This is a genomic window from Kitasatospora sp. NEAU-CNBT7, from assembly GCF_057220535.1.
Map to the genome: position 1 here is coordinate 251,875 of NZ_JBXQQB010000006.1, position 26,383 is coordinate 278,257.

The window sequence follows — 26,383 nt, forward strand, 5'->3', positions numbered from 1 at the left end:
CATCGCAGGTGGGCCCCGCACTCGTTCGGAAGTGCGGGGCCACCGTCGGGGCTCGCCGGTCGGACGGGCGGTCAGTCCAGGCCGAGGGCCGGGAGCAGGTAGTAGAAGGCGAAGACCGCCGCGACCGCGTACATCGCGACCGGGACGCTGCGCCAGCGGCCGGCGGCCGCCCGCAGGATGCAGAAGGTGATGAAGCCGACGCCGATGCCGTTGGTGATGGAGTACGAGAAGGGCATCATCACCATGGTCAGGAAGGCCGGGACGGCGATCGTGTAGTCCGTCCAGTCGATCTCCGTGATGGAGTTGGCCAGGATCAGGAAGCCGACCGTGACCAGGGCCGGGGTGGCCGCCTGGGCGGGGACCATGGTGGCGAGCGGGGTGAGGAAGAGCGCGACCAGGAAGAGCGCGCCCGTGACGATCGAGGCGAAGCCGGTGCGGGCGCCCTCGCCGACGCCGGCCGTGGACTCGACGAAGCAGGTGTTGGCGGAGGAGGAGGTGACGCCGCCGGCCGCGGTGGCGATGCCGTCGACCATCAGGATCCGGTTGATGCCGGGCAGGTCGCCCTTCGCGTCCAGCAGGTGGGCCTCGTCGGCGACGCCGAGGATGGTGCCCATCGCGTCGAAGAAGCACGACATCAGCACGGTGAAGACGAACAGCACCCCGGTCAGCGCGCCGACGTGGGAGAAGCCGCCGAACAGGCTGACCTGGCCGACCAGGCCGAAGTCGGGGGCGGCCACCGGGTTGCCGGGCCAGGCCGGGACGGTGAGGCCCCAGGCGGTGCCGGGCAGGTCGGCGAGCTGCTGGATGAGGACCGCGATGCCGGTCATCACCACGATGCTGATCAGGATCGCGCCGGGCACCTTGCGGATCAGCAGGACGAGGGTGAGCAGCAGCCCGAGCACGAAGACCAGGACCGGCCAGCCCAGCAGGTGGCCGTTGCTGCCGAGCTGCAGCGGGACGGTGGTGTGGGCGGCGTCCGGGATGCGGCTGACGAAACCGGAGTCGACCAGGCCGACCAGGCAGATGAACAGGCCGATGCCGATGGCGATGGCCTTGCGCAGCCCGAGCGGTACGGCGTTCATGACCCGCTCGCGCAGCCCGGTGGCGACCAGGATCATGATCGCGAAGCCGGCCAGGACGACCATGCCCATGGCGTCGGGCCAGGTCATCCGGGGGGCGAGCTGCAGCGCCACGATGGTGTTGACGCCGAGGCCGGCGGCCAGGCCGATCGGGACGTTGCCGACCACGCCCATCAGCAGGGTGGTGAGTCCGGCGGTGAGCGCGGTCGCGGTGACCAGCTGGGCGCTGTCCAGGTGGGTCCCGTTCATGTCCACGGCGTTGGCCAGGATGATCGGGTTCAGCACCAGGATGTAGGCCATGGTGAAGAAGGTGGCGACGCCGCCGCGGATCTCGCGCGACAGGCTGGAGCCGCGGTCGGAGATCTTGAAGAAACGGTCGAGGGGGCCGGTCTGGTGGTGCGGCGCCTTCGGGGCGGGCGTGGCGTCCGACGCTTCGGTCGAGTCGGCCAGCGGAGGCATTCGGGTGTCCTCGTCGGGTGGGGGCGGAGGAGGAAGGGGGCACCCGAGCGACGTCGGCCGGGTGGGCCGGGGGCCTTGGCGCTGGCGCCCGGAAGGCGACCGGCCGGGAGCCGACCCGGAGCCCCAAGTATGAGTTCCCGGATCGTGCACGCGCCATCTTCGCGCGTAGAAGCGACCCCTTACGGTCGCCCTCGGTCGCCACGGCACCCCCCGCCTCTGCCGTGCCTCCACGCCTCACCCGTACGCTAGGGCGCATGCCGAAGACCCCGCTGCACCCCTCCCCTCCGCCGCTGGAGGCCAACGACGTCGCGATCGTCGGCGGCGGCACGGTGTTGTGGTTCCTCGGCTTCGTGGTGCTGCTGCCGTTCCAGGGCGCGCTCTCCGACCACGGCCACGGCTCCTGGCCGTGGATCTGCCTGTCCGGCGGCCTGCTGGGCCTGATCGGCCTCTGGTACTGCGTCTCGCGGCGCAACGCCATCCGGCGCAGCCGCGCCGCCGCCGAGGGGGCGGAAGGGGCCGGGCCGGCCGGGACGAGTGCGGCCGCCCCCGGGGACAACCACGGCTGAGCCGGGCCGCCACCCGGTTGGCCCGAATCGCCCCACAGTGGGGCGCAACGGGCAAATCACCCCCCTAGAGTCGGTGCCATGACGCACCCCGGGGAAGACCGCTCCGATGCCGGGTCCGAGACCGGGTTCGACACCGGGTCCGCTGCCGGGAGCGCCTCACCGGCCGCCCGGTCGGCCGCGATGGCCACACCCGGCGCGGACCTGCCCGACCCCGACGGCCCAGGCCCCGGTCCCGACGGCACCGGCACCGGCACCGGCCTGCCGGACTCCCAGCGCTCCGGTCCGCCGCTGCCCGGCGCCCACGCGACCGGGCCGCGGCCGGCCCGGGCCCCCGGGCTGACGGCCGCCGAGGTCGCCGAGCGGGTGGCCCGCGGCCAGGTGAACGACGTCCCGGTCCGCTCCAGCCGCTCCACCCGGGAGATCGTCCGGGCCAACGTCTTCACCCGGTTCAACGCGATCATCGGCGTGATGTTCGGGATCATCCTGGTGGTCGGTCCGATCCAGGACGGCCTGTTCGGCCTGGTCATCGTCGCCAACACGGCGATCGGCATCGTCCAGGAACTGCGCGCCAAGAAGACCCTGGACAGCCTGGCGCTGATCGGCGAGGCCAAGCCGCAGGTCCGGCGCGACGGCGCCGCCCGGACCGTGCCGACCTCCGGGATCGTGATCGACGACACCGTGCTGCTCGGCATCGGCGACAAGGTGGTGGTGGACGGCCTGGTGGCCGAGGCGGACGGCCTGGAGATCGACGAGTCGCTGCTGACCGGCGAACCCGACCCGGTGCTCAAGCACCCGGGCGACGAGGTGATGTCCGGCAGCTTCGTGGTGGCCGGCGCGGGCGCGTTCACCGCCACCAAGGTCGGGCGCGAGGCGTACGCGGCGCAGCTGGCCGAGGAGGCCAGCCGGTTCACGCTGGTCCGCTCCGAGCTGCGCAGCGGGATCAACGACATCCTGCGGTTCATCACCTACCTGCTGATCCCGACCGCGCTCGGGCTGGTCGTCAGCCAGCTGGCGGTGGAGGGCAACGACTGGCGGGAGGCGGTGCGCCGGATGGTGGCGGGGATCGTCCCGATGGTGCCCGAGGGGCTGGTGCTGCTGACCTCGGTGGCGTTCGCGATCGGGGTGATCCGGCTCGGCCGCCGGCAGTGCCTGGTCCAGGAGCTGCCGGCGATCGAGGGGCTGGCCCGGGTGGACACGGTCTGCCTGGACAAGACCGGCACGCTCACCGAGGGCGGGATGGACGTGATCGAGCTGCGGCCGCTGCGCCGGGCGGACGGGGAGCCGGGCGAGGAGCCGGCGGTGCTGCAGCAGGCGCTGGGCGCGATGGGCGGGGCCGACTCCCGGCCGAACCCCAGCATGCAGGCGGTGATCGACGCGTACGGCCCGCCGGGGGACGGCGGCTGGCGGGTGCTGGAGGCGATGCCGTTCTCCTCGGCCCGCAAGTGGAGCGGGGTGCAGCTGCTGGAACCGCAGGGGACGGAGGCGAGCTGGCTGCTGGGCGCGCCGGACGTGCTGCTGCCGGCCGGCGACCCGGTGCTGGCCGAGGTGGACGAGCTGGGCGCCAAGGGCCTGCGGGTGCTGCTGCTGGGCCGCACCCCGTCCGCGCTGGACGGGCCGGACCCGGCGGCCGCCCTGGAGCCCCTGGCGCTGCTGGTGCTTCAGCAGCGGCTGCGCGACGACGCGGCGGACACCCTGCGCTACTTCGAGGGCCAGCAGGTGCGGGCGAAGGTGATCTCCGGTGACAGCGCCGTCTCGGTGGGCGCGGTGGCCGCGCACCTGAGCCTGCCCGGCGCCGAGCACCCGGTGGACGCCCGGACGCTGCCCGCCGGGCAGCAGGAGCTGGCCGAGGTCGCCGAGCGGACCTCGGTGTTCGGGCGGGTGACACCGCAGCAGAAGCGGGAGCTGGTCGGGGCGATGCAGTCGCGCGGCCACACCGTGGCGATGACCGGGGACGGTGTCAACGACGTGCTGGCGCTGAAGGACGCCGACATCGGGGTGGCGATGGGCACCGGCTCCGACGCGACCCGGGCGGTGGCGCAGATCGTGCTGCTGGACGACCGGTTCGCCACGCTGCCGTCGGTGGTGGCGGAGGGCCGCCGGGTGATCGGCAACATCGAGCGGGTGGCCACCCTGTTCCTGGTCAAGACGGTGTACTCGGTGCTGCTGGCGCTGCTGGTGGTGTTCACCAACGTGCCGTACCCGTTCCTGCCGCGGCACTCGACGGTGCTCTCGACGCTGACCATCGGGGTGCCCGCGTTCTTCCTGGCGCTGGCGCCGAACAACGAGCGGGCCAGGACCGGTTTCGTGCGGCGGGTGCTGCGGCTGGCGGTGCCGGGCGGGGTGATCGCGGGGACCGCGACCTTCACGGCGTACATGCTGGCGCGGGCCGACCACTCGAGCGACCTGAAGGCGGACACCAGTGTGGCGACGCTGACGCTGTTCCTGGTGGCGATGTGGGTGCTGGCGATCGTGGCCCGGCCGTACACCTGGTGGCGGCTGCTGCTGATCGGGGTGATGGGCGGGGCGTTCGCCCTCGTGATGGTGGTGCCGTGGCTGTCGGACTTCTTCCAGCTGTCCCTGGAGGGGGCGCGTGACGCCTGGATCGGGGTAGGTATCGCGGTGGTGGCGGGCCTGCTGCTGGAAGTGGTCTGGCGGGTGGTGGTCCGCCGGACGGATGCCTGAACGGGGGCCGGGGTGGCGCGCAGGGGCGGGGAGTTGGAGGCGTTCATCGCCTTTGGGGCGGGCGGGGCGGCCGCGCTGGTGCTCTGGCTCGCCCTGCGGGGCGCGGCCCGGCTGACCGGGCTGGGCGTACCGCACGGCGGGGCGCTGCTGGTGCTGTCGGCCGCCGGGGCCGGGTGCGCGGTGCTGGTGTACCGCGCACTGCGGGCCCCGGAGGCCGCGAGGCAGGCCCAGGACCTGGCCTCGCTGCAGCAGCTGAAGGAGCGTCAGGACTCGAAGTCGCGGGCTGCCAGCAGCTCGTAGGCCCGGTCGGGCTCGGTGAGCGCGGCGAGGACCTCGAACCGGCGGTGCCACTGGCCGACCGACCAGGCGAGGCCCGCGGCCAGGCCCTCGGGGGTGGCGGCGTGCAGCAGCCCGGGGACCGGCGGCACCTCGAACTCGTCGTCCTCGTCGGCCGCTTCGGCGTCCTCGGGGTCGTAGGGCAGCTCGGGCGCCGGGGCCGCGGTGTCCCAGCGCCAGTGCACGGCGGCCTCCTCGCCGTCCGGGCCGACCACCAGCAGCTCCTCGTGCTCCTCGTACCCGGCGGGGCAGCCGGGCAGCAGCTCGCGGACGACCGCGGGCACCCGGTGCAGGGTGCCCTCGGAGAGCACCCGGCCGCCGGCCACCTCGCTGGCCAGCGAGACGTGCAGCCGCTCGGCGAGGTCGGCGGCGTACCCGGGGTCGACCGGCAGGACCGGGTGGTCGTGCAGGAGTTCGACCAGGTCGGGGGCGTCGGCGACGACCGCGTCGGCGGCGTCCACGATGACCGTGGCGTCGCCGCGCCGGCCGGTCTCCCGGTCCAGCGCGGTGAGCGCCCGGACCACGTCCAGCGCCTCCACCTGCTCGGCCGGCAGCTGGGCCAGTGCGGTGTAGATGCCGTGCAGCTGGCGGTGGGTGACCTGGGAGGCGGGGTCGGTGAGGCGGTCGAGCAGCTCGTCCGGGCCGTGCGGCTCGGCGAGCAGCGCGGCCAGCGTGGTGCGGACCCCGAGGGCGTGCAGGAACTGCTCGTCCAGGGTGGTGCGGGCCTCGTCGTACAGGCCGCGCAGCAGCGGGTCGGCGCCGGCCGCGCGCAGGCCGGCCGGCTCGCGGCCGTCCAGCACCGGGTGGTCGCGCAGCCACCAGGCGGTGTACGGCGGCAGGTCGGTGTAGCTGCCGTCGGGCAGCAGGGTGCGGACCGGGTCGACCACGGCCTCGCGGTAGGGCGGGCGGGCCAGCAGGGCGAGCGCCTCGGGCCAGGCGGCGTCGTCCACCAGGTCGAGGTCGCGGACGGCGAGCAGTTCGGCGGCGACCGGCGGCACCCCGAGGCCGGCGTCGTCGGAGTGCAGGGCCTCCAGCACGTCCTCGCACCACTCGGCGAGCCCGTCCGGGGCCTCGTCCAGCAGGCCGGTCGGGCGGCCGCCGGCGGCGTGGCCGGCGGGGGCGGTCGGGTCCAGGCGCTCCAGGTCGTCGGGGTCGAGCACGACGTCCTCGGCGCGCACCAGCGCGAAGGTGGCGAGCACCCCGGCGGCGGCCAGCACCTCGGGGCCCCAGCGCTCCAGCAGGTCGTCGTCCACGTAGCCGGCGTCGTCCTCGCGGGCGAGGGCGGCGAGCGGGCTGTCCGGGAGGATCAGCTCGCCGGCCCGGGTCAGCTCGCCCTCGTCGTCGGGAAGGGCGAGCCGGGCCAGCCAGGGGTGGCCGCCGGGGGTCGTGTCGGCGGCCTTGACCAGGGCGAGCACGGCGTCGGCGAGGTCGACGGCGGCGTCGAAGTCGTCCTCGCCGACCTCCATCGAACGGGCCACCGCGGCGCGGACCTCGGGGGTGTCCAGGACGCCCGCGGGGGTGGCGGTGGCGGCGCCGAGCTTGGCCAGCAGCGGGTGGGCCGCGTCCGGGTGGGCGAGGCGCAGGTCGAGCAGCTCCAGCGCCTCGGCGAGGGCCTCGGGGTAGCCCTCGTACCCGGCCCAGTCGGCGGGGTCGGAGGGCAGCAGCACCCGGCGCGGACCGGTGACCGTCCGGCCGTCGGCCAGCGGGACGGGGAGCGCGCCGAGCGACTCCGGGTCGGCGCCGCCGAGCGCCGCGTACAGGTTGCGCCACCAGGAGGGCTCGCGGTCCAGGCCGCCGAGCTGGTCGACCACCTCCGCCAGCGGCACCCGGCGCACGGCCAGCGCGCGCAGCTCGCTGCGGCGCTCCAGCCCGGCCGGCAGCAGGCCGGGGAAGATCGGGGCGAGCGCCTCCACCACCAGGTGGTCGGCGCCCTCCAGCAGGGTGGCGTCGCGCGGGCGCAGCGCCGGGGTGCCCTCCTCGACGGCGCCGGGGTGCGGCAGGAACGGGGTGGCGGGCAGCCGCTGCAGGATCGCGGTGCGCAGCGCGTTGTCCAGGGCGCCCTGGCCGAGCGGGCCGGGTACCAGGCCGAGCGAGCCGAGGTCGGCGCCGCGGCCGCGCAGCAGGTCGGCGTAGGCCTCGGCGGCGCGTTCGGTGAGGAAGTCGGTGAGCGGCCCGGGGGCGACGTGGCGGCGGGTGGAGTCCAGCGGGTACCCGGCGATCAGCAGCGCGGGGACGCCGAGCGGCTCGTCGCTGGGGGTCGGGGCGTGCACCACGGGGGTGGTGCGGGGCGGCTGCGGGGTGCCGTCGGCGGTGACCGGGACGGCCCAGGTCACCGACCAGTACGGGCGGGCGCGCTCCTCGGTGGTGCGGTCGGCGAGCAGCGCGGGGTCGAGGCCGCCGGAGCGGGCGACCAGCTGCCACCGGGCCTGCCGGTCGCCGTCGGTGATGGTGACCTCGGTCAGGCCGTCCGGCCGTGCGGTGGCGGCGGAGCGGGTCAGGGTGCGCACGCCGTCCGGGGTCTCGACCACGATCTCGGCGAGGCCGGGCAGGGTGAGCAGCAGGGCGTCGTCGATCTCGGCGAGCAGCCGGCGGGTGAGGTCCTCGGCGGCGGAGTCGCGCAGCGGCAGCACCACCACGGTGTCGTAGCCTTCGGGTGCGGCGCCCTCGGCGGGCAGCGGCAGGCGCAGCAGCGGGACGTGGCCCTCGCGGCGGCGCAGTTCCCCGGCGAGTTCGGGGCGGGCGTCGGCGAGCGCGTGCGCCTCGGTGAGGGACCAGCGGACGCCGCCGTGGGCGCCGAGCACGGCGGGTTCGTCGCTGACGGCGAGGACGGCGGAGAAGCCGACGCCGAACCGTCCGACCGCGCCCTGGCCGCCGTCGCGCTTGGCGGAGGCGCGCAGGGTGGACAGCGACTCGACGGCGGTGGCGTCCAGCGGGGCACCGGTGTTGGCGGCGGCGAGCACGCCCTCGCGCAGGGTCAGCCGGAAGCGGCCGGGGCCGTGGCCGGCGCGGGCGGCCGCGTCGGCGGCGTTCTGGGCGAGTTCGACGACCAGCCGGTCGCGGTAGCCGCCGAGGGCCAGTTCCTCCTCCGCGTTGGCGTCCTCGCGGAACCGGGCGGGCGCGGCCGCCCAGGCGTCCAGGACCCGCCGCCGCAGTCCGGCCGTGTCGAACACGTCCGCCGCCTGTCCGTCCGTACCACTGCCGATGATCCGAGACTCCACCGCGACCTGCCGCCTTCCGCCGAGCTGCCGTGCGTACGGAGGCATTCTTCCCTGCCGGACCGTCACCGCGGACCACGGGTGGGCGTGCCGCGGCCGCCGTGCGGGCCCGGGCGGGAGCCGTGGCGGAAGCGGTGGTGGGGCGTGGTGCGCCCGGCCGGTACCCGCTGACCGGGCGCGCGGCGGCGGTGGTCGGCGCGGACCACGGGCGGGCGCCGACGCCGGCGTCGGCCGAGGAGGCGGCCCGGGCCCGGGGCTCGCGGGTCGGTGCTCCTGCCAGGTACGGCCACGGCCGGTCCGGCGGGTCCGGCGGCGGACCCCGCCGGAGCGGGGCCCGTCCGGCCGACCGGCCGGTCCTGCGCTCAGGAGTGGCCGAGCTCCTCGGCGGGGGCGTCGGGCTCGACCGAGCCGCCGGTGCGGTCCGGGCGCAGCTGCAGCGGCTCGACCACGGTCTCGTCCAGGATCAGCTCGGAGGGGACCGGCGGAGCGGGCAGCACGGCGGCCTCGGAGTGCGCCCCGCAGCCGTACCCGAGGGAGACGACCTGGCCGTCGGCCGGGCCGAACTCGTTGCCGCAGACGCCGAACGCCTGGCCGAGCGAGCCGCCGATCGGGACCAGGAAGCCGCAGCTGGTGCAGGACGCCGGGGCCGCCTGGGCCATCGGCGTCTGCGGGCCGAACGCGGACTCCCAGCGGTCGGCGGCCAGGTGCAGGCCGAGCCGGGACAGCACCCGGGGGCGGGCCAGGCCCAGCTCCTCGGCGATGGCGCCGATCCGGGCCCGGGCGGGGGCGGGCTGGACCTCGGGGTCGGCCACCACCACGTCCTCCTCGGCGGCCAGCGCCACCGCGGAGTTGGGGGCGGGCTCGTCCTCGCCGGTCCAGCCGGGCTCCAGGCGCAGATCGTCGGCGCCGGTCGGCAGCAGGTCGCCGGGGCCGAGGTCGCCGGGGCGCAGCCGCTCGCTCCACGGCACCCACTCGGGGGCCAGCACGGCGTCCTGGCCGGGCAGCAGGACGGTCTCGTCGAGGGTGACGTTCTTGGCCCGCGGCGCCCGCGCCACGGTCACGGCCCAGTGCCAGCCGCGGTAGGCGGCGTCCAGGCACTCGAAGGTGTGGGTGACGACACGGTCGCCGTCCGCCTGCACACCGAGGTGGCTGCCCACGCTCTCGGGGCCGACCGCCTCCTCGGCGGCCTGACGGGCGATTTCGACGGCCTCGGCACAGAGCCGGTCCGGGGTACGGCTTCGCATCGCAGCGCTCACGGCGTCGATTCTCTCCCAGTCCTGTCGTTCCTGCGGTCGATATCCGGCTCACCGCCCCGCCCGAGCGGTGCCCGCAGTGCTGCCGGCGGGCATCGGTCCGCCGGATCACGGTGTCCATTCTGCTCGAACCGGGGAGACCGCCGGGACGGGCCGCGCCGCCCTGGCCCTCCCCTGCTCACGGCCCGGCACGCGCCGTAGTGCAGGCTACCCGTCGGTCGGCCGGGGAGCACAGCCCGGGGCACCGGCGCGGCCCGGGCGGGGCACCGGACACCGTCCGGTCGGCGACTCGCCATCCGTACGCAAGGCCCAATCACTCGTAGGCCGGGCCGTTCTCGGGCAGGATGACGGTGTGACGGACGAGACCCCGTCGCAGCACGGGCCGCACTCCCCGCAGGGCGAGGACCACGCGGAGGCGGACACCATGCCGCGGCAGCCGACGGTCCCGCCGGCCGGTGCGGCGCAGCCGTCGCCCGGGCCGGAGGACGGGTCGGCGCAGCCCGCGCGCGGCGGGAACGCGCTGACCCGCGGCGCGTCGGCGGCGGGTGCCAGGACCGGCCGGGTGGTGCACGGCACCGGGCGGCGGATCCGCCGGGCGACGTCCGCGGAGGGCGCGGGCGAATCGGGGCTGGCCAAGCTGATCGAGTTGCACGCGCTGAACTCGTTCGGCGACATGCTGATCACCATCGCGCTGGCGTCCACCATCTTCTTCTCGGTGCCGACCGGTGAGGCGCGCGGGCGGGTCGCGCTCTACCTGCTGATCACGATGGCGCCGTTCGCGGTGCTGGCGCCGGTGATCGGCCCGCTGCTGGACCGGCTGCCGCACGGCCGCCGCTCCGCGATGGCGATGTCGATGCTGGCGCGGGCGGTGCTGGCCTGGACGATGGCCGGCACGGTCAGTACCGGCGGGCTGGCGCTGTACCCGGAGGCGCTGGGGGTGCTGGTCGCCTCGAAGGCCTACGGCGTGGTGCGCAGTGTGGTGGTGCCGCGGCTGCTGCCGCCGCAGTTGTCACTGGTGAAGGCGAACTCCCGGGTGACGCTGGCGGGGCTGCTGGCGACCATGGTGGCGGCCGGGGTCGGCGGGGCGCTGCACCTGATCGGGCCGGGGTGGCCGCTGCGCGGGGCGTTCCTGGTGTTCGTGATCGGCACCCTGATGGCCTTCCACCTGCCGCACAAGGTGGACTCCGCCAAGGGTGAGCAGCGGGCGGTGCTGCACTCCGAGGAGCACGGTCCGGCGCCGGCCAAGGGTGTGCTGCGGGCGGTCGGGCCGTCGGTGATCCTGGCGCTGCGCGGGGTGTCGGCGCTGCGCTGGCTGGTGGGTTTCCTGGTGATGTTCCTGGCGTTCCTGATCCGCAACGACCCGCCGGGCGGCCTGCCGGAGACCGCGACCCTGGGCGTGGTGGCGGCGGCGGCCGGGGTCGGCAACGCGCTGGGTTCGGTGTTCGGGTCCTGGCTGCGCACCCGCGGCTCCGAGGTGATCATCACCGGGGTGCTGCTGCTGGCGACGGCGGCCACCACCTGCGCGGCGCTCTGGTACGGGCTGCTGACCATGGCGCTGGTGGCGGCGACGGCGGGCATGTCGGCGTCGCTGGGGAAGCTGGCGCTGGACGCGCTGATCCAGCGGGACGTCCCGGAGGCGGTGCGGACCTCGGCGTTCGCCCGCTCGGAGACGCTGCTGCAGCTGTCCTGGGTGCTGGGCGGGGTGATCGGCATCTCGCTGCCGCTGAACGCGGTGCTCGGGCTGTCGCTGGCCGCGGGGGTGACCTGTCTGGCGCTGGTACTGACCATCTGGTCGCTGACCAGGGTCGGCCTGCGCGGGCCCGCGGCCCGCCCGCGGGTGGCCTGAGCGGGCCCGGATCGGCCGCCCGTGGGGCGGGTGCCGCGACTCGGGCACCCGGGCGCACCGTGATCGCGAAAGCCCGGTAGCCTCTTGCCCATGAGCCTCAGCACCCGTGTCATCGCCGCCGTCGGCGCCGTCGTCGTGATCGGCGCCGGCACGGTCGGCGGGTCCATCGCGTACGCCAACAGCGAGGGCAAGCCCCCGAAGCGCGAGGCGACCCTCGTGGTCGGTACCACCTCGGTCCGCAGCGCCCCGCTCTGCTACAACAACGGCAAGCCGCTGGACCAGGACCAGATCGAGAAGTGCCAGGCCGACGGCAAGGCCGCCGCCAAGGACAAGAAGCTGACCTCCTCGGACGTCCGGGCCAGCGACCGGATCGGTGTCGGCGTCGACACCGACACCGCCGACCGCGGCTGGTTCGCCTTCACCGACGGCGGCCAGCAGGGCCAGTCCCCGATCGCGCAGGAGGTCAAGGGTTCGACCTTCTCCGGGTCGGTGCTCGCCTCCACCCTGCTGAGCACCACCGGCACCACCACGGTCACCGTGGTCGAGGCCGACCAGAAGACCAACGACATCTACGGCGTCTGGTACTTCACCCTGAACACCAAGGACTGACCGGTCCCGCGATGAGCGTGCGCGGCACCGACGAGCAGCCCGGCCCCTCGCAGGCCGGGCTGCTCGTCGTGGTCGCGGTCCCGGCCGAGGCCGAGGCGGTGCTGCGCGGCCTGCCCGCGGGCGGGAGCGCGCTGCCGCTGCCCGGCGGCGGTGAGCTGCGCCGCGCCCGGTCCGCCGACGGCGTGCCGGTGGACGTGCTGTCCGCCGGGGTCGGCCCGGCCGCCGCCGCGGCGGCCGCGGCGGCGGCGCTCGCCGCCCGCCCGTACGCGCTGGCGGTCTCCGCCGGGATCGCCGGCGGGTTCGCCCCCCGGGCGCCGATCGGCTCGCTGGTGGTGGCGGAGCGGATCGTCGCGGCCGACCTCGGCGCCGAGACTCCCGAGGGCTTCCAGGACGTCACCGAGCTGGGTTTCGGGACCGTCCGCCACACCCCGCCGCCCGCAGCCGTGACGCTGGCCGTACGGGCCCTGGAGGCCGCCTCGGGGGCCGTGCTGACCGTCTCCACGGTCACCGGCAGCGCCCGGCGGGCGCGGGAGCTGACCGCGCGTCACCCGGACGCGGTCGCGGAGGCGATGGAGGGGTTCGGGGTGGCCGAGGCGGCCGCCCGGTTCGCCGTCCCCGCCTTCGAGGTCCGGGCCGTGTCCAACGCCGTCGGGCCGCGCGACCGCGCCGCCTGGCGGATCGGCGAGGCGCTGGGGGCCCTGGAGCGGGCCTTCCGGACGCTGCCGTACCGAGCCCTGCTCCAGGAGGTCCGCCATGGCTGAGCCGCTCAGGGCCGCGTACTCGCCCTGCCCCAACGACACCTTCGTCTTCCACGCCTGGGCGCACGGCCTGGTGCCCGGCGCGGCCGCGCCCGAGGTCACCTTCGCCGACATCGACCTGACCAACGGCATGGCCGAGCGGGGCGAGCTGGACCTGCTGAAGATCTCCTACGGGCAGCTGCCGTGGGTCCTCGACGAGTACGCGCTGCTGCCCTGCGGCGGGGCGCTCGGCCGCGGCTGCGGTCCGCTGGTGCTCACCGCCGGGGAGCGCGACGCCGCCTCGCTGGCGGGCCGGACGGTGGCGGTGCCGAGCGAGCGGTCGACCGCGTACCTGCTGTTCCGGCTCTGGGCCGCGAAGGCGGTGCCGGGCGGCTTCGGGGAGATCGTGGTGCTGCCGTTCCACGAGATCATGCCCGCCGTGCGGGACGGCCGGGTGGACGCCGGCCTGGTGATCCACGAGGCCCGGTTCACCTACCGGCGGTACGGGCTGCACAGCCTGGCCGACATGGGCGAGGCGTGGGAGCTGGAGACCGGCCTGCCGATCCCGCTCGGCGCGATCGTGGCCCGCCGCTCGCTCGGCGCCGAGCGGCTGCGCGAGCTGGCCGCGACCATCCGCACCTCGGTGACCATGGCCTGGGACGACCCGGCGGCCTCCCGCGACTACGTGCTGGCGCACGCCCAGGAGATGGACCCGCAGGTCGCGGACAGCCACATCGGGCTGTACGTCAACGAGTTCACCGCGGAGCTCGGTGAGGAGGGCCACGCCGCGGTGCGGGCGCTGCTGGCCCGGGCCGCCGAGGAGGGGCTGGTCCCCGCGGTCGACCCGGGCGCGCTGGCGTTCTGAGCACCGGCCGCGGACGGCGCGGCGGCGGCGCTCAGACGTCGAACTGCTCGGCCACCGCCCGCAGCAGGACCGCGAGCTGCTGACCGGTCGGCTTGGCCGGGTAGCGGCCGCGCTGCAGGCCGGGCAGGACCGCGTCGAGGGTGGAGATCAGGTCCTGCACGATCGGGGCCATGTCGTCCGCGCTCTTGCGCTGGGCCGCCGCCACCGAGGGCAGCGCGTCCAGCAGCGTGACGCCCATCGCCTGGTCGCCGCGGTGGCCCGCGGCGATGCCGAACTCGACCCGCTGCCCCGGCCGAAGCGTGGTCACGCCGGTGGGCAGCGCCTTGGTGTGCACGAAGACCTCGCCGCCGTCGTCGCGCGACAGGAAGCCGTAGCCCTTCGTCTCGTTGAACCACTTGACCTGGCCGGTGGGCATCTCGGAAGTCCTCGTGTGGGTGTGGGAGCGGCCCCGGCATCGCCCGGGGCCCGCTGGACGGGGAGCCGGACCGACCACGCGCGGCGGGTCGGCCGGACAGCGGATCAATGATCTCTCAGCTGCTCACTCATGCGCTGCAGCAGATCCGGACCGGGGCCTGGCCGGGCCAGGGTGCGACATGGCGCTGACCACTGGCTCTCACCCCCGATCGGTAGGGCGGGGCGTCCGCCGGACCCCGCGCGATGGCTGCATACCCCGGCCGGGGCGCGGTCGAAACTCCCCGCTGCCAGGAAACTCCGGGCAGTGACCGATGCCTGGTCACAGCGGGCGCCGGAGGGTGGGCGGGGCCGCGCGGGCCGGTTCGGCCGGGGCGGCCGTCAAGGGGTGGGTCAGGAGGGGGCGTTGAGGTGTTCGGAGAGCCAGCCGAGCGAGGCCGGCAGCATCCGGTTCCAGGTGTTGAAGTTGTGGCCGCCGGTCTCCAGGGTGATCGAGGACACCTTGGTCGGACCGCCCTCGGCGGCGGCGACGAAGCGCCGGGTGTTGTCGTAGTAGTCGCCGTCGCCCTCCTTGCTGCCGCCGACCAGCAGGGAGACCGCGGGGTGCGGCAGGTTGGCGAGGCGCCAGCCCAGGTCGGCCTCGTCGCGGCGCTGCTGCCGGCCGTCGAACAGATCGCCGGTGGTGGGGTCCTCGGCGGCACGGTAGTAGCCGGACAGCGAGACGGCGGCCGAGTACACCTCGGGGTGCTTCATGGACAGCTTCAACGCGCAGTAGCCGCCGGTGGAGTTGCCGATCAGCCCCCAGTCGCCGGCCCCGTCGCCGACCCGGTACGAGGCGCGGATCGCGGCCGGCACGTCCTTGGCGAAGTACGACTCGGCCTGCGGGCCGCCCGGAATGTCCTCGCACTCGGTGTCGCGCGGCATCGCCGGGGAGGGGCGCATCAGCACCAGCACCGCGGGCTTCATCCTGCCGTCGCGGATCTGCTGCAGCTCGGTGGCCGGGTAGTTGAGCTTGCTGACCAGGTTCTTGGCGTCGCCGGGGAAGCCGGTGATGGCGATCACGGCGGGGAACCTGCGGTCCCGGTAGTCGGGCTGGAAGTACTGCGGCGGCAGGTAGACGTAGCCCTCGGTGGACAGGCCGGTGGTGGCGCCGGGGATCCGGATCCGCTCCAGCTTGCCGACCAGCGCCGGGTCCCGGCCGACCGACTTCGTGCCGCGCACGTTCTCGTCGGAGATCTGCTGGATGCCGGCCGTGCGGCGGCCGTCCGCGAACTGGTTCTCGATGGTCACCGGGCCGTTGTCACCGGTGCCGAGCAGGTCGTCCCAGCTGCTGTAGAAGGCGAAGGAGTTGTTGGCCAGCAGGCCCAGGGTGCACATCACGGTCAGCTGGGTGGCGATGATCGTGCCGATCCGGCCGCAGATCGCGGCCCAGCCGCTGCGGGCCAGCCGCGGCCACAGCCAGACCGTGCCGGCCACCATCAGGAGGGAGACCAGCGCGGACAGCGCCAGCACCTTGTGACTGGTCAGACCCATGCGTGTATAGCCCCTGTATCCCGATGGCCCGGCCTCCGGGAATCCCCCCGCAGAAACCGCAGTACGACAATCACCAGGGTGCCTGAGAGTTCCCTGGGAAACCTGAGCGTACAGACGGACCCCGCCCCCGCCGATCGGCGGGGGTCGGGGCGTTCTGCGACACTGGGCCGTCGAGGCGAGAAGGAGTCAGTTGTGAGCAGTCAGCGTGCGGACCGGGGCGATGCGCTGGTCAGGACCGGGGGTCTGGTCTTCGGCGCCGGGGCCGTGGCCACCCTGGTGACCTTCGTGCCGCTCTTCTTCGACCTGCCGCGATTTCCCAGCTTCGCGTACTGGCTGTGCATGCTGATGCCGCTCGGCTTCCTGCTGTCGGTGACCGGGCTGCTGCTCTCCGCCCGGGCGCAGCGGCGCCGGGTCACCGAGCGGGCCGCGCAGCCGGCCGCCGCCGCGGCTGCCCAGGCGCCCGCGGCAGCTCAGGCGCCCGCAGCGGCTCAGGCGCCCGGGGCGGCGGCCGAGGCCAGGTAGCCGGCCAGCCAGGCCGGGAAGCCGGTCAGGTCGTCGAGCACCACGTCCGCCCCGGCCTCGGCCAGCTCCGCCACGCCGTACGGCCCGGTGGCCACGCCGACCGCGACCGCGTCCGCCGCCCGGGCCCCGACGATGTCGCCGAGGTGGTCGCCGACGTACACGGCCGCGCCGTGCTCGCGCAGCGCGGCACCCTTGGTCTCCGCCCACAGATCGCCGACCAGGACGTCCGCGTCGAGACCGGCCGCGGCCAGGTGCAGCCGGGCGTTGGGCTCGTGCTTGCCGGTGATCACCGCGACCCGGCCGCCGCACTCCCGGACGGCGCGGAGCGCCTCCAGTGCGCCCGGCAGCAGCAGGGCGCGCTCCACCGCGTGCTCCGGGTACAGCGCCCGGTAGCGGTCGGCGGCCTCCGCCACCCGGGCGGGCGGGAACCACTCGGCGATCTCCCGGGCCAGCGGCGGGCCGAGCCGGCTGACCGCCAGGTCGCTGTCGATCCACACGCCGGTCTCGGCGGACAGCACGTCGTAGGTGGCCTTGATGCCGGGACGGGTGTCGAGCAGGGTCATGTCGAGGTCGAAGCCAACGGTGAACGCCATGGCCGCCAGCCTATGCGGTGGCCGACAGGCCACCCCGGGAGCGGCGAAATGAACCGGACCGAACCGGCGAACCGGACATAATCGCTGACATCCGGCCGCGTCGACCCGAGCACGGGCCGGGCACCGACCGCGATCCGGAGGTCCGCGCGTGCCGCCCCAGCCGTCCCGCCGCACCGCCCTGGCCGGGCTCGGCGCCGCCCTGCTGGCCGGGTGCACCGGCTCCGGCGGTCACCCGCAGTCCCCGCCGGCCGGCACCGCGGCGGGCCGGGCCCCGGTACCGACCCCGGGCGGCACCGTGCAGGCGGGCAACGGCCCGGTGGTGGTACCCGCGCACCCGGTGCGGGTGATCGCGCTGGACACCGCCGAACTGGACTCGGCGATGACGCTCGGCATCACCCCGGTCGGCGCCCTCAAGGCCCCGCTGGACGCCGGGCTGCCCTCGTACTGGCCGCTCTCGCGGCTGGAACAGGTCGAGCCGGCCGGGGACATCGGCAACCCCGACCTGGCCCGGATCATCGACCTCGCCCCGCAGCTGATCCTCGGCAACCTCGCCCGGGACGACGGCCGCTACGACGCGCTGGCCCGGATCGCCCCCACCGTCCTCAGCCGGACCACCGGCGCCCCCTGGCGGGACAACTTCCAGCTGCACGCGGCCGCGCTCGGCCGCCGGGAGCAGGCGGCCGCCGTGGTGGGCGCGTACAACCGGCACGTCGCCCAGGCCGTGCAGGCGATCGGCGCGGCCGGCTCGGGCGGGCGGCGGATCAGCGTGGTGCGGTTCGTCGAGGGATCCCCGGGGATCCGGCTGTACGGGCGGCAGAGCTTCATCGGCACGGTCCTGACCGACCTGCAGCTGAACCGGCCCGACCCGCAGAACACCGACCGGCTCGACGTGGAGGTGACCCTCGACCAGCTCGCCCTGGCCGACGGCGACTTCCTGTTCCACTCCACCTACGGCGACCCCGACCGGGCAGGTGCCACCACCGCCCTGAGCAGCTCCGCCTGGCAGGCGCTGGGCGCGGTCAAGGGCCACCGGGCGTTCCCGGTCGAGGACCAGCTGTGGTTCGAGGGCATCGGCTACACCGGCGCCAACCTGGTCATCGCCGAACTCCAGCGCGCCCTCGGCGGGTAGTGCGGCGGGTGGTGCCGAGAATGGGTGGTGCGGCGGGTGGTGGGCGCGCGGGGAACGGCCTGGGGCCGCTCTTGCCCGGTGGCCGCCCGGCGGGCGAGCATGACGGCATGCCCGACGCCCAGCAGCGCCCGCCCGACGCCCGCGACCGCGCGACCGGCGCCCAGGACGGCACGCCCGGCGCCCGGCGGGGCGAGGACGTGTCCCACCGGCGCAAGGACGAGCTCGCCCGCACCTTCTCGCTGGTCGCCGACGACTACGAGGCCCGCAACGGCCCGTTCTTCAACCCGGTCGGGGCCCGGCTGGCCAGGCTGGCCGCGCTGGGGCCGGGACGGCGGGTGCTCGACCTCGGCTGCGGGCGGGGTGCGGTGCTGTTCCCGGCGGCCGAGGCGGTCGGGCCCGGGGGGACGGCGGTCGGGATCGACCTGGCACCCGGGATGGTCCGCCGCACCTCGGCCGACGCCGCCGCCCGCGGGCTGACGCAGGTCTCGGTGCGGCTCGGCGACGCGGAGCGGCCGGACTTCCCCGACGGTTCCTTCGATGCCGTGCTGTCCTCGTTCGCGGTCATCCACACCCCCGATCCGGCCGCGGCGGTGGCTTCGGCCCACCGGCTGCTGGCGCCGGGCGGACTGTTCGGGTTCACCGCCTTCGGCGCGGAGGACCCCCGCTGGGCCGAGCCCTCGGCCGCGCTCACCGCCTTCGCCGCCGACCCGCCGCCCGGCGCCCTGCGCGGCGGGCGCACCGGCGGCGCCAACCCGCTCGCCCGGGACGCGGACGCAGCGGCGGAGCTCCTCACGGCGGCGGGCTTCACCGAGGTCCGCAGCGTCGAGCACCAGGCCGTCACCCACTACCCGGACCCGCACGCCTGGTGGGACGCACTCCGGGCGAGCGGACGCCGCAGCACCCTGGACGCGATCCCTGCCGACCGGCTGCCGCAGGCCAGGCGGGCGGCGTTCGACGCGCTCGCGCCGCTGGCCGGTCCGGACGGCAGCCTGACCCGCCGCACCGCGATCCGCTACACGACCGCCGTACGGGCACGCTGACGAGCCGTCATCCCCGTGCGCGCGTTCCGCCGTCGGCGGCAGCGCGCCGAGGGCCGGTGCGGCGCAGGCCGCAGGCCGTCGCGGTATGCGGTGCGGGGTGCAGGCCGCCGCGGCATGCGGTACGGGGTGCGGGGCACGGGCCGCAGGCCGCCGCGGTGCAGGGTACGGCCGGCGCTCGGCCCCCGCCGTCCGGCCAGGTCGGCTACTCCGGCGCCGCGCCGTCCGGCCGCTCCTCCGCGGCCTCCTGGCCCGTCGTGCCGCCCACCGCGCGTTTGCCGCCCTGGCGGGGGCGGGCCTGGCGGGTCCGGGCGGTGCGGCGCCGATGAGGCATCAGTTCCCTTTCTCGGCCGGAGTCGGAGGCACCCACCAGCGGGATCGGCTGGGGGAAGCGGAGCAGGGTGGCACCCGGTTCGGCCGAACCGGAGGCGGACCCGGCCGCGGCGCCGCCCTGGCCGGCCGTACCAGCCTGGGCGGCGGGGCCTGCGGGCGCGCCGGTGCGCGGCTCGGCGGCCGCCGAGCGCGGGCCCGGGCGCCCTCAGGCCTCCTTGCGCCGCCGCAGGGTGAGCGCCAGCAGGAACACCGCCGTCAGCACCGCCGCCAGCCGCAGCACCCCGGGCGCCGCGTCCCAGGTCACCTTGCCCATCGAGGTCCCCGCGTCGACCGGCGTACCCCAGCGCCCCCGGGCCCGGCCCCAGAACCAGACCGACGCACCGGTCATGCAGGCCAGCGGGATCCCCAGTACCGCGAACTTCTTGGTGGTGTCCCCGAGCCCCCGGGACAGGTACGCCGCGCCCCAGCCGCCCAGCATCGCCAGCAGCACCCCCGTGTACGCCCCGGCCAGCAGCGCCGCCGACGCCACCAGCAGCAGCGGCGCGGGCCGCCGCCCGGCCAGCAGCCCGGCGCCCCGGGCCGCCGCCGCCACCGCCGCGCCCGCCTCGGCCGCCGGGGCCGGGGCCTCGGCGGCCGCGACCGGTACCTCCGCGGTCTCCCGCGGCGGCGGCACCGGCGCCGGGGCGGGCTCCTCGAACGGGTAGAACCTGACGGTGTCCCAGCCCGGGAACCGCGCCGTGACGTCCTCGCCGCCGAGCGGCCGCGCGGGCCGGTCCACCGCGCCGCCGTCCTGGACCGGTACGGCCCCGGCCCCTCCCGAGGCGGCCGGCGGCTTCGCCCAGCCCGTCGGCGCCGGCACCTCGGCCGTGTACACGCTCTCCTCGGGCCGCCCGGCCCCCTCGGTACCCCCGGCACGGACCGCGCCGAGCACCCGCTTCCCCGCCCGCCACCACTCGCCGCCCGTGGGGCTGTCGCCACCCGTAGGACTGTCCGCCATCGCCCCTGCCACCCCGTATCGCGCCGCCGGCCCACCTGCGCTGACGGTACCCACTGCCGGGCTCCCCAAGCGAGCCGTTCGCCCCCGCACGCCCCGTGCCGGTGCCGCGTGCGCACCGTCCGCCCGCCCCCGCCCGCACCGCGCGCCCCACCCGTACCACGCACGCCCGTACCGCGCCCGCCGGCCACCGGGCCACTGCGGCCCGCCCGGCGACGTCCGGTCCCGCCCACCCGGCGACGTCCGGGCCTTGCCTTCTCTTGGTCCGGGCCGACTAACCTGGGTCGGATGACCACAACGCAGAGCGGGTCTCGCCCCGGCCGGGCCACCGCCCCCCGCACGCTCGCCGAGGAGCTCCGCGCCCGGAGCGACCAGGCGCTCACCGGCCTGCTCCGCGCGCGGCCCGATCTGCTCAACCCGGTCCCCGGCGACCTCACCCAGCTCGCCGCCCGGCTCTCCAGCCGCGCCTCCGCACTGCGCGCCCTGGAACGCCTGGACCGCTTCACCCTCCAGGTCGCCGAGGCGCTCGCCGCCCTCCCCGACGGCGGCCCGGACACCGCCGTCCGCAACCTGCTCACCGGCCCGGCCCGGGTCAAACCCCACCCCGCGGCCGACCCCGCCGACCGCGAGGCCGTCACCGCCGCACTGCCCGGCGCCCTCACCGACCTGCGCGAACAGGCCCTGCTCTGGGGCCCGGACTCCGCCCTGCGGCTGGTCATCGCGGTCCGCGAGGCACTCGCCCCGAGCGCCGCCAACCCCGGCCGCACCGGCCTCGGCACGACCCTCGCCGAGGCGACCGTCGGGATGTCCCCGGCGCGGCTCCAGCAACTGCTCACCGGCGCCGGACTCCCCCCGACCGCCGACCCGGTCACCGCGGTGGCCGCCCTCGGCGCCCTGCTCACCGACCGCAGGCGCTGCGCCGCACTGCTCGCCGAAGCCCCCGAACCCGCCCTGGCCCTGCTGGAACGGCTGGTCTGGGGGCCGCCCACCGGCACCGTCCCGGACGCGGCCCGCCCGGTCACCGCCGACGAGGCCCGCAGCCCGGTCGAGTGGCTGCTGGCCCGCGGCCTGCTGCTGCCCTCCAGCGCCGGCTCGGTGGTCCTGCCCCGCGAGCTGGCCCTGCACCTGCGCGGCGGCCGCAGCCACCGCACCGTCGAACCGGCGCCCCCGGCCCTCACCGCCACCGCCGCCCACGACCCGCGGACGGTGGACGCCGCCGCCGCCGGCCAGGCCCACACCGCCGTCGCCACCGTCGAGGAACTGCTGGAGGCCTGGGGCCTCACCCCGCCCGCCACCCTGCGGGCCGGCGGCCTCGGCGTACGCGACCTCAAGCGGGCCGCACTGATCCTGGAGTGCCCCGAGCCCACCGCCGCGTTCTGGCTCGAACTCGCCTACACCGCGGGCCTGCTGGCCCCGGACGGCGAGGCCGACGAACGCTGGGCACCGACCCCCGGGTACGACACCTGGCGCCAGCAGCCGACCGCCGACCGCTGGGCCCACCTGGCCCGCAGCTGGTTCACCGCCACCCGGGTGGCCGCCCTGACCGGCACCCCCGACGGCAAGGGCCGCACCCGCGCCGCACTCGGGCCCGAACTCGACCGCACCCTCGCCCCGGTGGTCCGCCGCGCGGCCCTCACCCTGCTCGCCGACCTGCCCGCCGGCTCGGCCACGGGCGCCGAGGCCCTGCTCCCGGTGCTGCGCTGGCACCGGCCCCTGCGCGGCGGCCCCACCGGGCCGGACGGCCGCGACCTGCGCGACCACCTCACCGACTGGACCCTCGCCGAGGCCGAACTGCTCGGCGTCACCGGCCGCGGCGCCCTGGCCGGCCCGGCCCGCGCCCTGCTGACCGGCGCCGACCCCGCCCCCCTGCTGGAACCGCTGCTGCCGCAGCCGCTCGACCACGTCATCCTGCAGCCCGACCTGACCGCCATCGCGCCCGGCCCGCTGCTCACCCCGCTCGCCCAGGCGCTCGCCCTGTGCGCCGACGTCGAGTCCAAGGGCGGCGCCACCGTCTACCGCTTCACCCCCGAGTCGGTCCGCCGCGCGCTGGACGCCGGGCGCACCGCCGCCGACCTGCACACCTTCCTCGGACGGCACTCCCGCACCCCGGTGCCGCAGCCGCTCAGCTACCTGATCGACGACGTGGCCCGCCGGCACGGCGTGCTGCGGGTCGGCGCCGCCTCCTCGTACCTGCGCTGCGACGACCCGGCGCTGCTCGCCGAGGTGATCGCCGACAAGCGGGCGGCCGAACTGCGGCTGCGGCTGCTCGCGCCCACCGTGCTCGCCGCCCAGGCCGGGCCGGAGACGCTGCTCGGCGTGGTCCGGCAGATGGGGTACGCGCCGGTCGCCGAGTCCGCCGAGGGGGACGTGCTGATCACCCGCCCGGACAGCCACCGGACGCTGCCGCGGACCGCCCCCGTACCCGTCCCGGACGGCCCGCCGCGGCCGGACGCCACCCTGCTGGCGGCCGCGCTGAAGGCGATCAGGGCAGGTGACCGGGCCGCCACCGCGGTCCGCCGGGAGACCGTGGCCGGCCCGGCCGCCACCGTCCAGCAGCACGGACCGGCCCGCGCCGACCTGCGGCAGCTGCCGCGCACCGCCGCCGCCGACACCCTCGCCGCGCTGCAGACCGCGGTGCTGCTGGGCGAACGCATGTGGATCGGGTACATCAACGCGGAGGGGCTGTCCTCGCAGCGGGTGGTCGACCCGGTCAAGGTGGAGGGCGGCTTCGTCACCGCGTACGACCACCTCTCCGACGAGGTGCGCACCTTCGCCCTGCACCGGATCACCGGCGTCGCCGAGGTCGACGAGGACTGACCGCCGGCCCGGACCACCACCCACCCCTGGGGGAGACCAGATGGAACTCGCACCCGGCATCCGGTACGCCGTCGCCGACCGCCACGGCGGCGTCAGCGCGCCGCCGTTCGACACCCGCAACCTGGGCGGCACCACCGCCGACGACCCGGCCGCGGTCCGCCGCAACCGGGAGCTGACCGCCCGTGAACTCGGCCTGGACCCGGCCCGGGTGGTGTTCATGCGGCAGGTGCACAGCGCCGAGGTCCGGTACGTCACCGAGCCGTTCGGCGCCGACGCGCCGCCGCTCGACGCCGTCCACACCGACCGGCCCGGACTCGCGCTCGCCGCGCTGGCCGCGGACTGCGCGCCGGTGCTGCTGGCCGACCCGGTCGGGCGGCGGATCGGCGCCGCGCACTCCGGGCGGGTCGGCACCGTGTCCGGGGTGGTGCCCGCCCTGGTCGCCGCGATGGCCGAGCACGGCAGCGACCCGGCCGACCTGGTGGCCCTGGTCGGGCCGCTGGCCTGCGGCCGGTGCTACGAGGTGCCGGCGGCCATGCGCGAGGAGGCCTGCGCCGGGCTGCCGGAACTGTGGTCCACCACCCGCCGGGACACCCCGGCGCTGGACGTCCGGGCGGGGATCACCGCCCAGCTCACCCGCGCCGGGGTGACCGGGATCCGGCACGACGACCGGTGCACCATGGAGGACCGGGACTTCTTCTCGCACCGCCGCGAGCAGACCACCGGCCGCTTCGCGGCGTACGTCTGGCTCACGGACTGAGCGAAGGCGACCGAACGAAGGCGACCGGGCGAAGGGGACCGGGCGAAGGCACCCGAGCGGAGGCGCCCGCGGCCCGGCGGGGCCTCAGTGCTGCTGCTGGGCCTGCTGGGCGTCCTGCTCCTGCTTCTGCTTCTTCGCCTGGTCGACGATCGACTGCGGGTCGGGCACCTTGGGCTCGACCCCGGTCAGCAACCCGGTCACGGTGAAGGCCGCGGTGCCGAACAGCCCGCCGGGCTGGCCGATGTCGGCCACCTGGTCCAGGCCGGGGGTCGGGGCGGCCTGCGCGGGGGTCGCACCGACGGCGGTGGCGACGGCGGCACCCGTGAGGGCGAGGCCGGCCAGGAAGCGGTTGCGCGTGTTCATGGCCTGCCCAACGAGCCCGCCCGCGTCCGGTCACCCACCGCCACCCGCGCGGGGGCATCCGCCGTCCCGCCCCGGCCCCCTGCCGCCGTACGGCACACTGGATGTTCGGCCTCATCGAAAGGGCACAGGCGTGAACGACGGACCGCTCATCGTCCAGAGCGACAAGACGCTGCTGTTGGAGATCGACCACCCCCGGGCCGCCGACTGCCGCCGTGCCATCGCGCCGTTCGCCGAGCTGGAGCGGGCCCCGGAGCACATCCACACCTACCGGGTGACCCCGCTGGGGCTGTGGAATGCGCGCGCCGCCGGGCACGACGCCGAGCAGGTGGTGGACGCCCTGGTGACGTACTCCCGCTACCCGGTGCCGCACGCGCTGCTGGTCGACGTGGCCGACACCATGGCCCGCTACGGCCGGCTGCAGCTGCAGAAGCACCCGGTGCACGGGCTGGTGCTGTCCACCACCGACCGGCCGGTGCTGGAGGAGGTGCTGCGCTCCAAGAAGATCACCCCGCTGGTGGGGGCCCGGCTCGACCCGGACACGGTGGTGGTGCACCCCTCCGAGCGCGGCCAGATCAAGCAGGTGCTGCTGAAGCTCGGCTGGCCGGCCGAGGACCACGCGGGGTACGTGGACGGCGAGGCGCACCCGATCGAGCTGGAGCAGGACGGCTGGCACCTGCGTCCGTACCAGCAGCAGGCCGTCGAGGGGTTCTGGCACGGCGGCAGCGGCGTGGTGGTGCTGCCCTGCGGCGCGGGCAAGACGCTGGTGGGTGCGGCGGCGATGGCCGAGGCCAAGTCGACGACGCTGATCCTGGTGACCAACACCGTCTCGGCCCGGCAGTGGAAGCACGAGCTGGTCAAGCGGACCTCGCTGACCGAGGACGAGATCGGCGAGTACAGCGGCACCCGCAAGGAGATCCGTCCGGTCACCATCGCCACGTACCAGGTGATGACGACCAAGCGGAAGGGCGTGTACGCGCACCTGGAGCTGTTCGACGCCCGCAACTGGGGCCTGGTGGTCTACGACGAGGTGCACCTGCTGCCCGCGCCGGTCTTCAAGTTCACCGCCGACCTGCAGGCCCGCCGCCGGCTCGGGCTGACCGCCACCCTGGTGCGCGAGGACGGCCGGGAGGGCGACGTGTTCTCGCTGATCGGCCCGAAGCGCTTCGACGCGCCCTGGAAGGAGATCGAGGCGCAGGGCTACATCGCGCCGGCCGACTGCTGCGAGGTGCGGGTCACGCTGTCCGACTCGGAGCGGCTGACCTACGCGACCGCGGAGCCGGAGGAGAAGTACCGGTACTGCTCGACCACGGCGACCAAGCGCCGGGTGGTGGAGTCGCTGGTCCGCAAGCACGCCGGCGACCAGACCCTGGTGATCGGCCAGTACATCGACCAGCTGGACGAGCTCGGGGAGGCCCTGAACGCCCCCGTGATCAAGGGCGAGACCAGCAACGCGCAGCGGGAGAAGCTGTTCGAGGCGTTCCGGACCAAGGAGATCAGTGTGCTGGTGGTCTCCAAGGTCGCGAACTTCTCGATCGACCTGCCGGAGGCGACCGTCGCCATCCAGGTCTCCGGCACCTTCGGTTCGCGCCAGGAGGAGGCCCAGCGCCTCGGCCGGGTGCTGCGGCCCAAGGCGGACGGGCACTCGGCGCACTTCTACTCGGTGGTCGCCCGCGACACGGTCGACCAGGACTTCGCGGCGCACCGGCAGCGCTTCCTGGCCGAGCAGGGCTACGCGTACCGGATCATCGACGCCGACGACGTGTAGCCGCCGGCGCCGCGGGGGTCGTGGGCCCGGCCCCCGCGGGGGTCAGAGTCCGACGCCGTCGCGGCCGAGGAAGACCACCCGGGCGGCGGTGTCGAGCGCGATGCCGACGTTGCGGACCGCCGTGGAGACCGGGTTGCGGCGGCGCGGGCCGGTCGCCGAGGTGGCTCCGGCGGCGGTCCGCTGGGTGGGGACGGAGGGGTGGGGGTTGCGCACCCGGGGGGCCGAGGCCGCGGCCCGGGGCGCCGTGATGTGGGCGGTGCTCATGTCTTCCACAGTAGTTTTCCGGCGGGGCGGACGGCATCGGTCCAAAGACCGTGGTCGGCGGGGTCCGGCTCGTCCTTCCGGCGTACGGGGGTCCCCGGGGCCCTCAGGGGTGCCACTCGGGGTGCGGACCGGCCGGCGGCGGCGCGGGGCGGGCCGTGCAGGCCGCGGATCGGGCCGCGGAGGCCGTGGATAAGGATTCGCGCCGCCCCACGGGCGGG

General features: G+C 75.8%; 23 protein-coding genes. 13 read left to right on the forward strand and 10 right to left on the reverse strand.

Translation table 11 applies throughout. The features are described 5' to 3' along the window. Positions 1-71: 71 nt before the first annotated feature. On the reverse strand, positions 72-1,538 hold the full coding sequence (locus AC2TEW_RS11130; protein ID WP_484623213.1) for an NCS2 family permease: 1,467 nt from the start codon (positions 1,536-1,538) through the stop codon (positions 72-74). Positions 1,539-1,792: 254 nt separating this feature from the next. Here AC2TEW_RS11130 and AC2TEW_RS11135 point away from each other — a divergent pair, with 254 nt between their 5' ends. The 3 genes from AC2TEW_RS11135 to AC2TEW_RS11145 all read left to right on the forward strand — a co-directional run bounded on the left by AC2TEW_RS11135 (position 1,793) and on the right by AC2TEW_RS11145 (position 5,086). Further along, positions 1,793-2,104, forward strand: coding sequence for a DUF2530 domain-containing protein (locus tag AC2TEW_RS11135; protein ID WP_484623214.1), 312 nt, complete (start codon positions 1,793-1,795; stop codon positions 2,102-2,104). 180 nt (positions 2,105-2,284) lie between these two features. Further along, on the forward strand, positions 2,285-4,786 hold the full coding sequence (locus AC2TEW_RS11140) for an HAD-IC family P-type ATPase (RefSeq protein WP_484623305.1): 2,502 nt from the start codon (positions 2,285-2,287) through the stop codon (positions 4,784-4,786). A gap of 12 nt (positions 4,787-4,798) precedes the next feature. Beyond that, positions 4,799-5,086, forward strand: coding sequence for a hypothetical protein (locus AC2TEW_RS11145; RefSeq protein ID WP_484623215.1), 288 nt, complete (start codon positions 4,799-4,801; stop codon positions 5,084-5,086). On the opposite strand, the gene AC2TEW_RS11150 is transcribed toward AC2TEW_RS11145, so the two are convergent. Together AC2TEW_RS11150 and AC2TEW_RS11155 are read right to left on the reverse strand one after the other, a co-directional pair. Further along, positions 5,050-8,340 (reverse strand): sacsin N-terminal ATP-binding-like domain-containing protein, encoded by a 3,291-nt coding sequence (locus tag AC2TEW_RS11150; RefSeq protein WP_484623216.1) that lies wholly within the window; start codon positions 8,338-8,340, stop codon positions 5,050-5,052. The genes AC2TEW_RS11145 and AC2TEW_RS11150 overlap by 37 nt on opposite strands. 359 nt (positions 8,341-8,699) lie before the next feature. Beyond that, positions 8,700-9,581, reverse strand: a complete 882-nt coding sequence (locus AC2TEW_RS11155; RefSeq protein ID WP_484623306.1) for a DUF3027 domain-containing protein — start codon at positions 9,579-9,581, stop codon at positions 8,700-8,702. Between the two features lie 433 nt (positions 9,582-10,014). On the opposite strand from AC2TEW_RS11155, the gene AC2TEW_RS11160 reads away from it, so the two are divergent. The 4 genes from AC2TEW_RS11160 to AC2TEW_RS11175 all read left to right on the forward strand — a co-directional run bounded on the left by AC2TEW_RS11160 (position 10,015) and on the right by AC2TEW_RS11175 (position 13,647). Further along, positions 10,015-11,436 (forward strand): MFS transporter, encoded by a 1,422-nt coding sequence (locus AC2TEW_RS11160; protein ID WP_484623307.1) that lies wholly within the window; start codon positions 10,015-10,017, stop codon positions 11,434-11,436. A gap of 90 nt (positions 11,437-11,526) precedes the next feature. Beyond that, positions 11,527-12,045, forward strand: a complete 519-nt coding sequence (locus AC2TEW_RS11165; protein WP_484623217.1) for a hypothetical protein — start codon at positions 11,527-11,529, stop codon at positions 12,043-12,045. Between the two features lie 11 nt (positions 12,046-12,056). Further along, complete coding sequence (locus AC2TEW_RS11170) at positions 12,057-12,806, forward strand: futalosine hydrolase (protein ID WP_484623218.1); 750 nt, start codon at positions 12,057-12,059, stop codon at positions 12,804-12,806. Next, entirely contained in the window at positions 12,799-13,647 is an 849-nt protein-coding gene (locus AC2TEW_RS11175) for a 1,4-dihydroxy-6-naphtoate synthase (protein WP_484623219.1), read from the forward strand. The genes AC2TEW_RS11170 and AC2TEW_RS11175 overlap by 8 nt, the downstream gene beginning before the upstream one ends. Positions 13,648-13,678: 31 nt before the next feature. On the opposite strand, the gene AC2TEW_RS11180 is transcribed toward AC2TEW_RS11175, so the two are convergent. Together AC2TEW_RS11180 and AC2TEW_RS11185 are read right to left on the reverse strand one after the other, a co-directional pair. Next, positions 13,679-14,062 carry a cold-shock protein gene (locus AC2TEW_RS11180; RefSeq protein WP_033819571.1) on the reverse strand — a complete coding sequence of 128 codons (384 nt, stop codon included), beginning with the start codon at positions 14,060-14,062 and terminating at the stop codon, positions 13,679-13,681. Between the two features lie 389 nt (positions 14,063-14,451). Continuing rightward, a complete protein-coding gene (locus AC2TEW_RS11185) occupies positions 14,452-15,591 on the reverse strand; it encodes an alpha/beta hydrolase (protein WP_484623220.1) in 1,140 nt (379 codons plus the stop codon). Positions 15,592-15,783: 192 nt separating this feature from the next. On the opposite strand from AC2TEW_RS11185, the gene AC2TEW_RS11190 reads away from it, so the two are divergent. Continuing rightward, positions 15,784-16,113 (forward strand): hypothetical protein, encoded by a 330-nt coding sequence (locus tag AC2TEW_RS11190; RefSeq protein ID WP_484623221.1) that lies wholly within the window; start codon positions 15,784-15,786, stop codon positions 16,111-16,113. Here AC2TEW_RS11190 and AC2TEW_RS11195 read toward each other — a convergent pair. Continuing rightward, positions 16,080-16,706, reverse strand: coding sequence for an HAD family hydrolase (locus tag AC2TEW_RS11195; protein WP_484623222.1), 627 nt, complete (start codon positions 16,704-16,706; stop codon positions 16,080-16,082). The two genes, AC2TEW_RS11190 and AC2TEW_RS11195, sit on opposite strands and share 34 nt — an antisense overlap. A 148-nt stretch (positions 16,707-16,854) precedes the next feature. On the opposite strand from AC2TEW_RS11195, the gene AC2TEW_RS11200 reads away from it, so the two are divergent. Beyond that, complete coding sequence (locus tag AC2TEW_RS11200) at positions 16,855-17,835, forward strand: ABC transporter substrate-binding protein (protein WP_484623223.1); 981 nt, start codon at positions 16,855-16,857, stop codon at positions 17,833-17,835. Between the two features lie 107 nt (positions 17,836-17,942). Then, positions 17,943-18,875, forward strand: coding sequence for a class I SAM-dependent methyltransferase (locus AC2TEW_RS11205; protein ID WP_484623224.1), 933 nt, complete (start codon positions 17,943-17,945; stop codon positions 18,873-18,875). 202 nt (positions 18,876-19,077) lie between these two features. Here AC2TEW_RS11205 and AC2TEW_RS11210 read toward each other — a convergent pair whose 3' ends face one another. Both AC2TEW_RS11210 and AC2TEW_RS11215 read right to left on the reverse strand, forming a co-directional pair. Then, positions 19,078-19,206, reverse strand: a complete 129-nt coding sequence (locus tag AC2TEW_RS11210) for a hypothetical protein (protein WP_484623225.1) — start codon at positions 19,204-19,206, stop codon at positions 19,078-19,080. A gap of 204 nt (positions 19,207-19,410) precedes the next feature. Continuing rightward, the gene (locus AC2TEW_RS11215) at positions 19,411-20,202 is read right to left on the reverse strand and encodes a hypothetical protein (RefSeq protein WP_484623226.1); all 792 of its coding nucleotides are present in this window, start codon (positions 20,200-20,202) and stop codon (positions 19,411-19,413) included. A 285-nt stretch (positions 20,203-20,487) separates the two neighbouring features. Between AC2TEW_RS11215 and AC2TEW_RS11220 the strand changes: the two genes are divergently transcribed. Both AC2TEW_RS11220 and pgeF read left to right on the forward strand, forming a co-directional pair. Next, positions 20,488-23,016: a helicase-associated domain-containing protein gene (locus AC2TEW_RS11220; protein ID WP_484623227.1), complete on the forward strand. Its 2,529-nt coding sequence runs from the start codon at positions 20,488-20,490 to the stop codon at positions 23,014-23,016. Positions 23,017-23,056: 40 nt separating this feature from the next. Further along, positions 23,057-23,773, forward strand: a complete 717-nt coding sequence (gene pgeF, locus AC2TEW_RS11225) for a peptidoglycan editing factor PgeF (RefSeq protein ID WP_484623228.1) — start codon at positions 23,057-23,059, stop codon at positions 23,771-23,773. A gap of 84 nt (positions 23,774-23,857) precedes the next feature. On the opposite strand, the gene AC2TEW_RS11230 is transcribed toward pgeF, so the two are convergent. Beyond that, positions 23,858-24,136, reverse strand: a complete 279-nt coding sequence (locus AC2TEW_RS11230; RefSeq protein WP_484623229.1) for a hypothetical protein — start codon at positions 24,134-24,136, stop codon at positions 23,858-23,860. A 130-nt stretch (positions 24,137-24,266) separates the two neighbouring features. On the opposite strand from AC2TEW_RS11230, the gene AC2TEW_RS11235 reads away from it, so the two are divergent. Next, positions 24,267-25,901, forward strand: coding sequence for a DNA repair helicase XPB (locus tag AC2TEW_RS11235; RefSeq protein WP_484623230.1), 1,635 nt, complete (start codon positions 24,267-24,269; stop codon positions 25,899-25,901). Between the two features lie 42 nt (positions 25,902-25,943). Here the strand turns inward: AC2TEW_RS11235 and AC2TEW_RS11240 are convergent, their stop codons facing one another. Next, positions 25,944-26,165 (reverse strand): hypothetical protein, encoded by a 222-nt coding sequence (locus tag AC2TEW_RS11240; RefSeq protein WP_033819582.1) that lies wholly within the window; start codon positions 26,163-26,165, stop codon positions 25,944-25,946. Between the last annotated feature and the right edge of the window lie 218 nt (positions 26,166-26,383).

What these genes read in the sequence shown, in the direction of transcription:
- AC2TEW_RS11130 (WP_484623213.1), bottom strand. Translation starts at nt 1,538, where the DNA reads ATGCCTCCGCTGGCCGACTCGACCGAAGCGTCGGACGCCACGCCCGCC.
- AC2TEW_RS11135 (WP_484623214.1), top strand. Translation starts at nt 1,793, where the DNA reads ATGCCGAAGACCCCGCTGCACCCCTCCCCTCCGCCGCTGGAGGCCAAC.
- AC2TEW_RS11140 (WP_484623305.1), top strand. Translation starts at nt 2,285, where the DNA reads ATGGCCACACCCGGCGCGGACCTGCCCGACCCCGACGGCCCAGGCCCC.
- AC2TEW_RS11155 (WP_484623306.1), bottom strand. Translation starts at nt 9,581, where the DNA reads ATGCGAAGCCGTACCCCGGACCGGCTCTGTGCCGAGGCCGTCGAAATC.
- AC2TEW_RS11160 (WP_484623307.1), top strand. Translation starts at nt 10,015, where the DNA reads ATGCCGCGGCAGCCGACGGTCCCGCCGGCCGGTGCGGCGCAGCCGTCG.
- AC2TEW_RS11165 (WP_484623217.1), top strand. Translation starts at nt 11,527, where the DNA reads ATGAGCCTCAGCACCCGTGTCATCGCCGCCGTCGGCGCCGTCGTCGTG.
- AC2TEW_RS11170 (WP_484623218.1), top strand. Translation starts at nt 12,057, where the DNA reads ATGAGCGTGCGCGGCACCGACGAGCAGCCCGGCCCCTCGCAGGCCGGG.
- AC2TEW_RS11175 (WP_484623219.1), top strand. Translation starts at nt 12,799, where the DNA reads ATGGCTGAGCCGCTCAGGGCCGCGTACTCGCCCTGCCCCAACGACACC.
- AC2TEW_RS11180 (WP_033819571.1), bottom strand. Translation starts at nt 14,062, where the DNA reads ATGCCCACCGGCCAGGTCAAGTGGTTCAACGAGACGAAGGGCTACGGC.
- AC2TEW_RS11185 (WP_484623220.1), bottom strand. Translation starts at nt 15,591, where the DNA reads ATGGGTCTGACCAGTCACAAGGTGCTGGCGCTGTCCGCGCTGGTCTCC.
- AC2TEW_RS11195 (WP_484623222.1), bottom strand. Translation starts at nt 16,706, where the DNA reads ATGGCGTTCACCGTTGGCTTCGACCTCGACATGACCCTGCTCGACACC.
- AC2TEW_RS11205 (WP_484623224.1), top strand. Translation starts at nt 17,943, where the DNA reads ATGCCCGACGCCCAGCAGCGCCCGCCCGACGCCCGCGACCGCGCGACC.
- AC2TEW_RS11210 (WP_484623225.1), bottom strand. Translation starts at nt 19,206, where the DNA reads ATGCCTCATCGGCGCCGCACCGCCCGGACCCGCCAGGCCCGCCCCCGC.
- AC2TEW_RS11215 (WP_484623226.1), bottom strand. Translation starts at nt 20,202, where the DNA reads ATGGCGGACAGTCCTACGGGTGGCGACAGCCCCACGGGCGGCGAGTGG.
- AC2TEW_RS11220 (WP_484623227.1), top strand. Translation starts at nt 20,488, where the DNA reads ATGACCACAACGCAGAGCGGGTCTCGCCCCGGCCGGGCCACCGCCCCC.
- pgeF (WP_484623228.1), top strand. Translation starts at nt 23,057, where the DNA reads ATGGAACTCGCACCCGGCATCCGGTACGCCGTCGCCGACCGCCACGGC.
- AC2TEW_RS11230 (WP_484623229.1), bottom strand. Translation starts at nt 24,136, where the DNA reads ATGAACACGCGCAACCGCTTCCTGGCCGGCCTCGCCCTCACGGGTGCC.
- AC2TEW_RS11240 (WP_033819582.1), bottom strand. Translation starts at nt 26,165, where the DNA reads ATGAGCACCGCCCACATCACGGCGCCCCGGGCCGCGGCCTCGGCCCCC.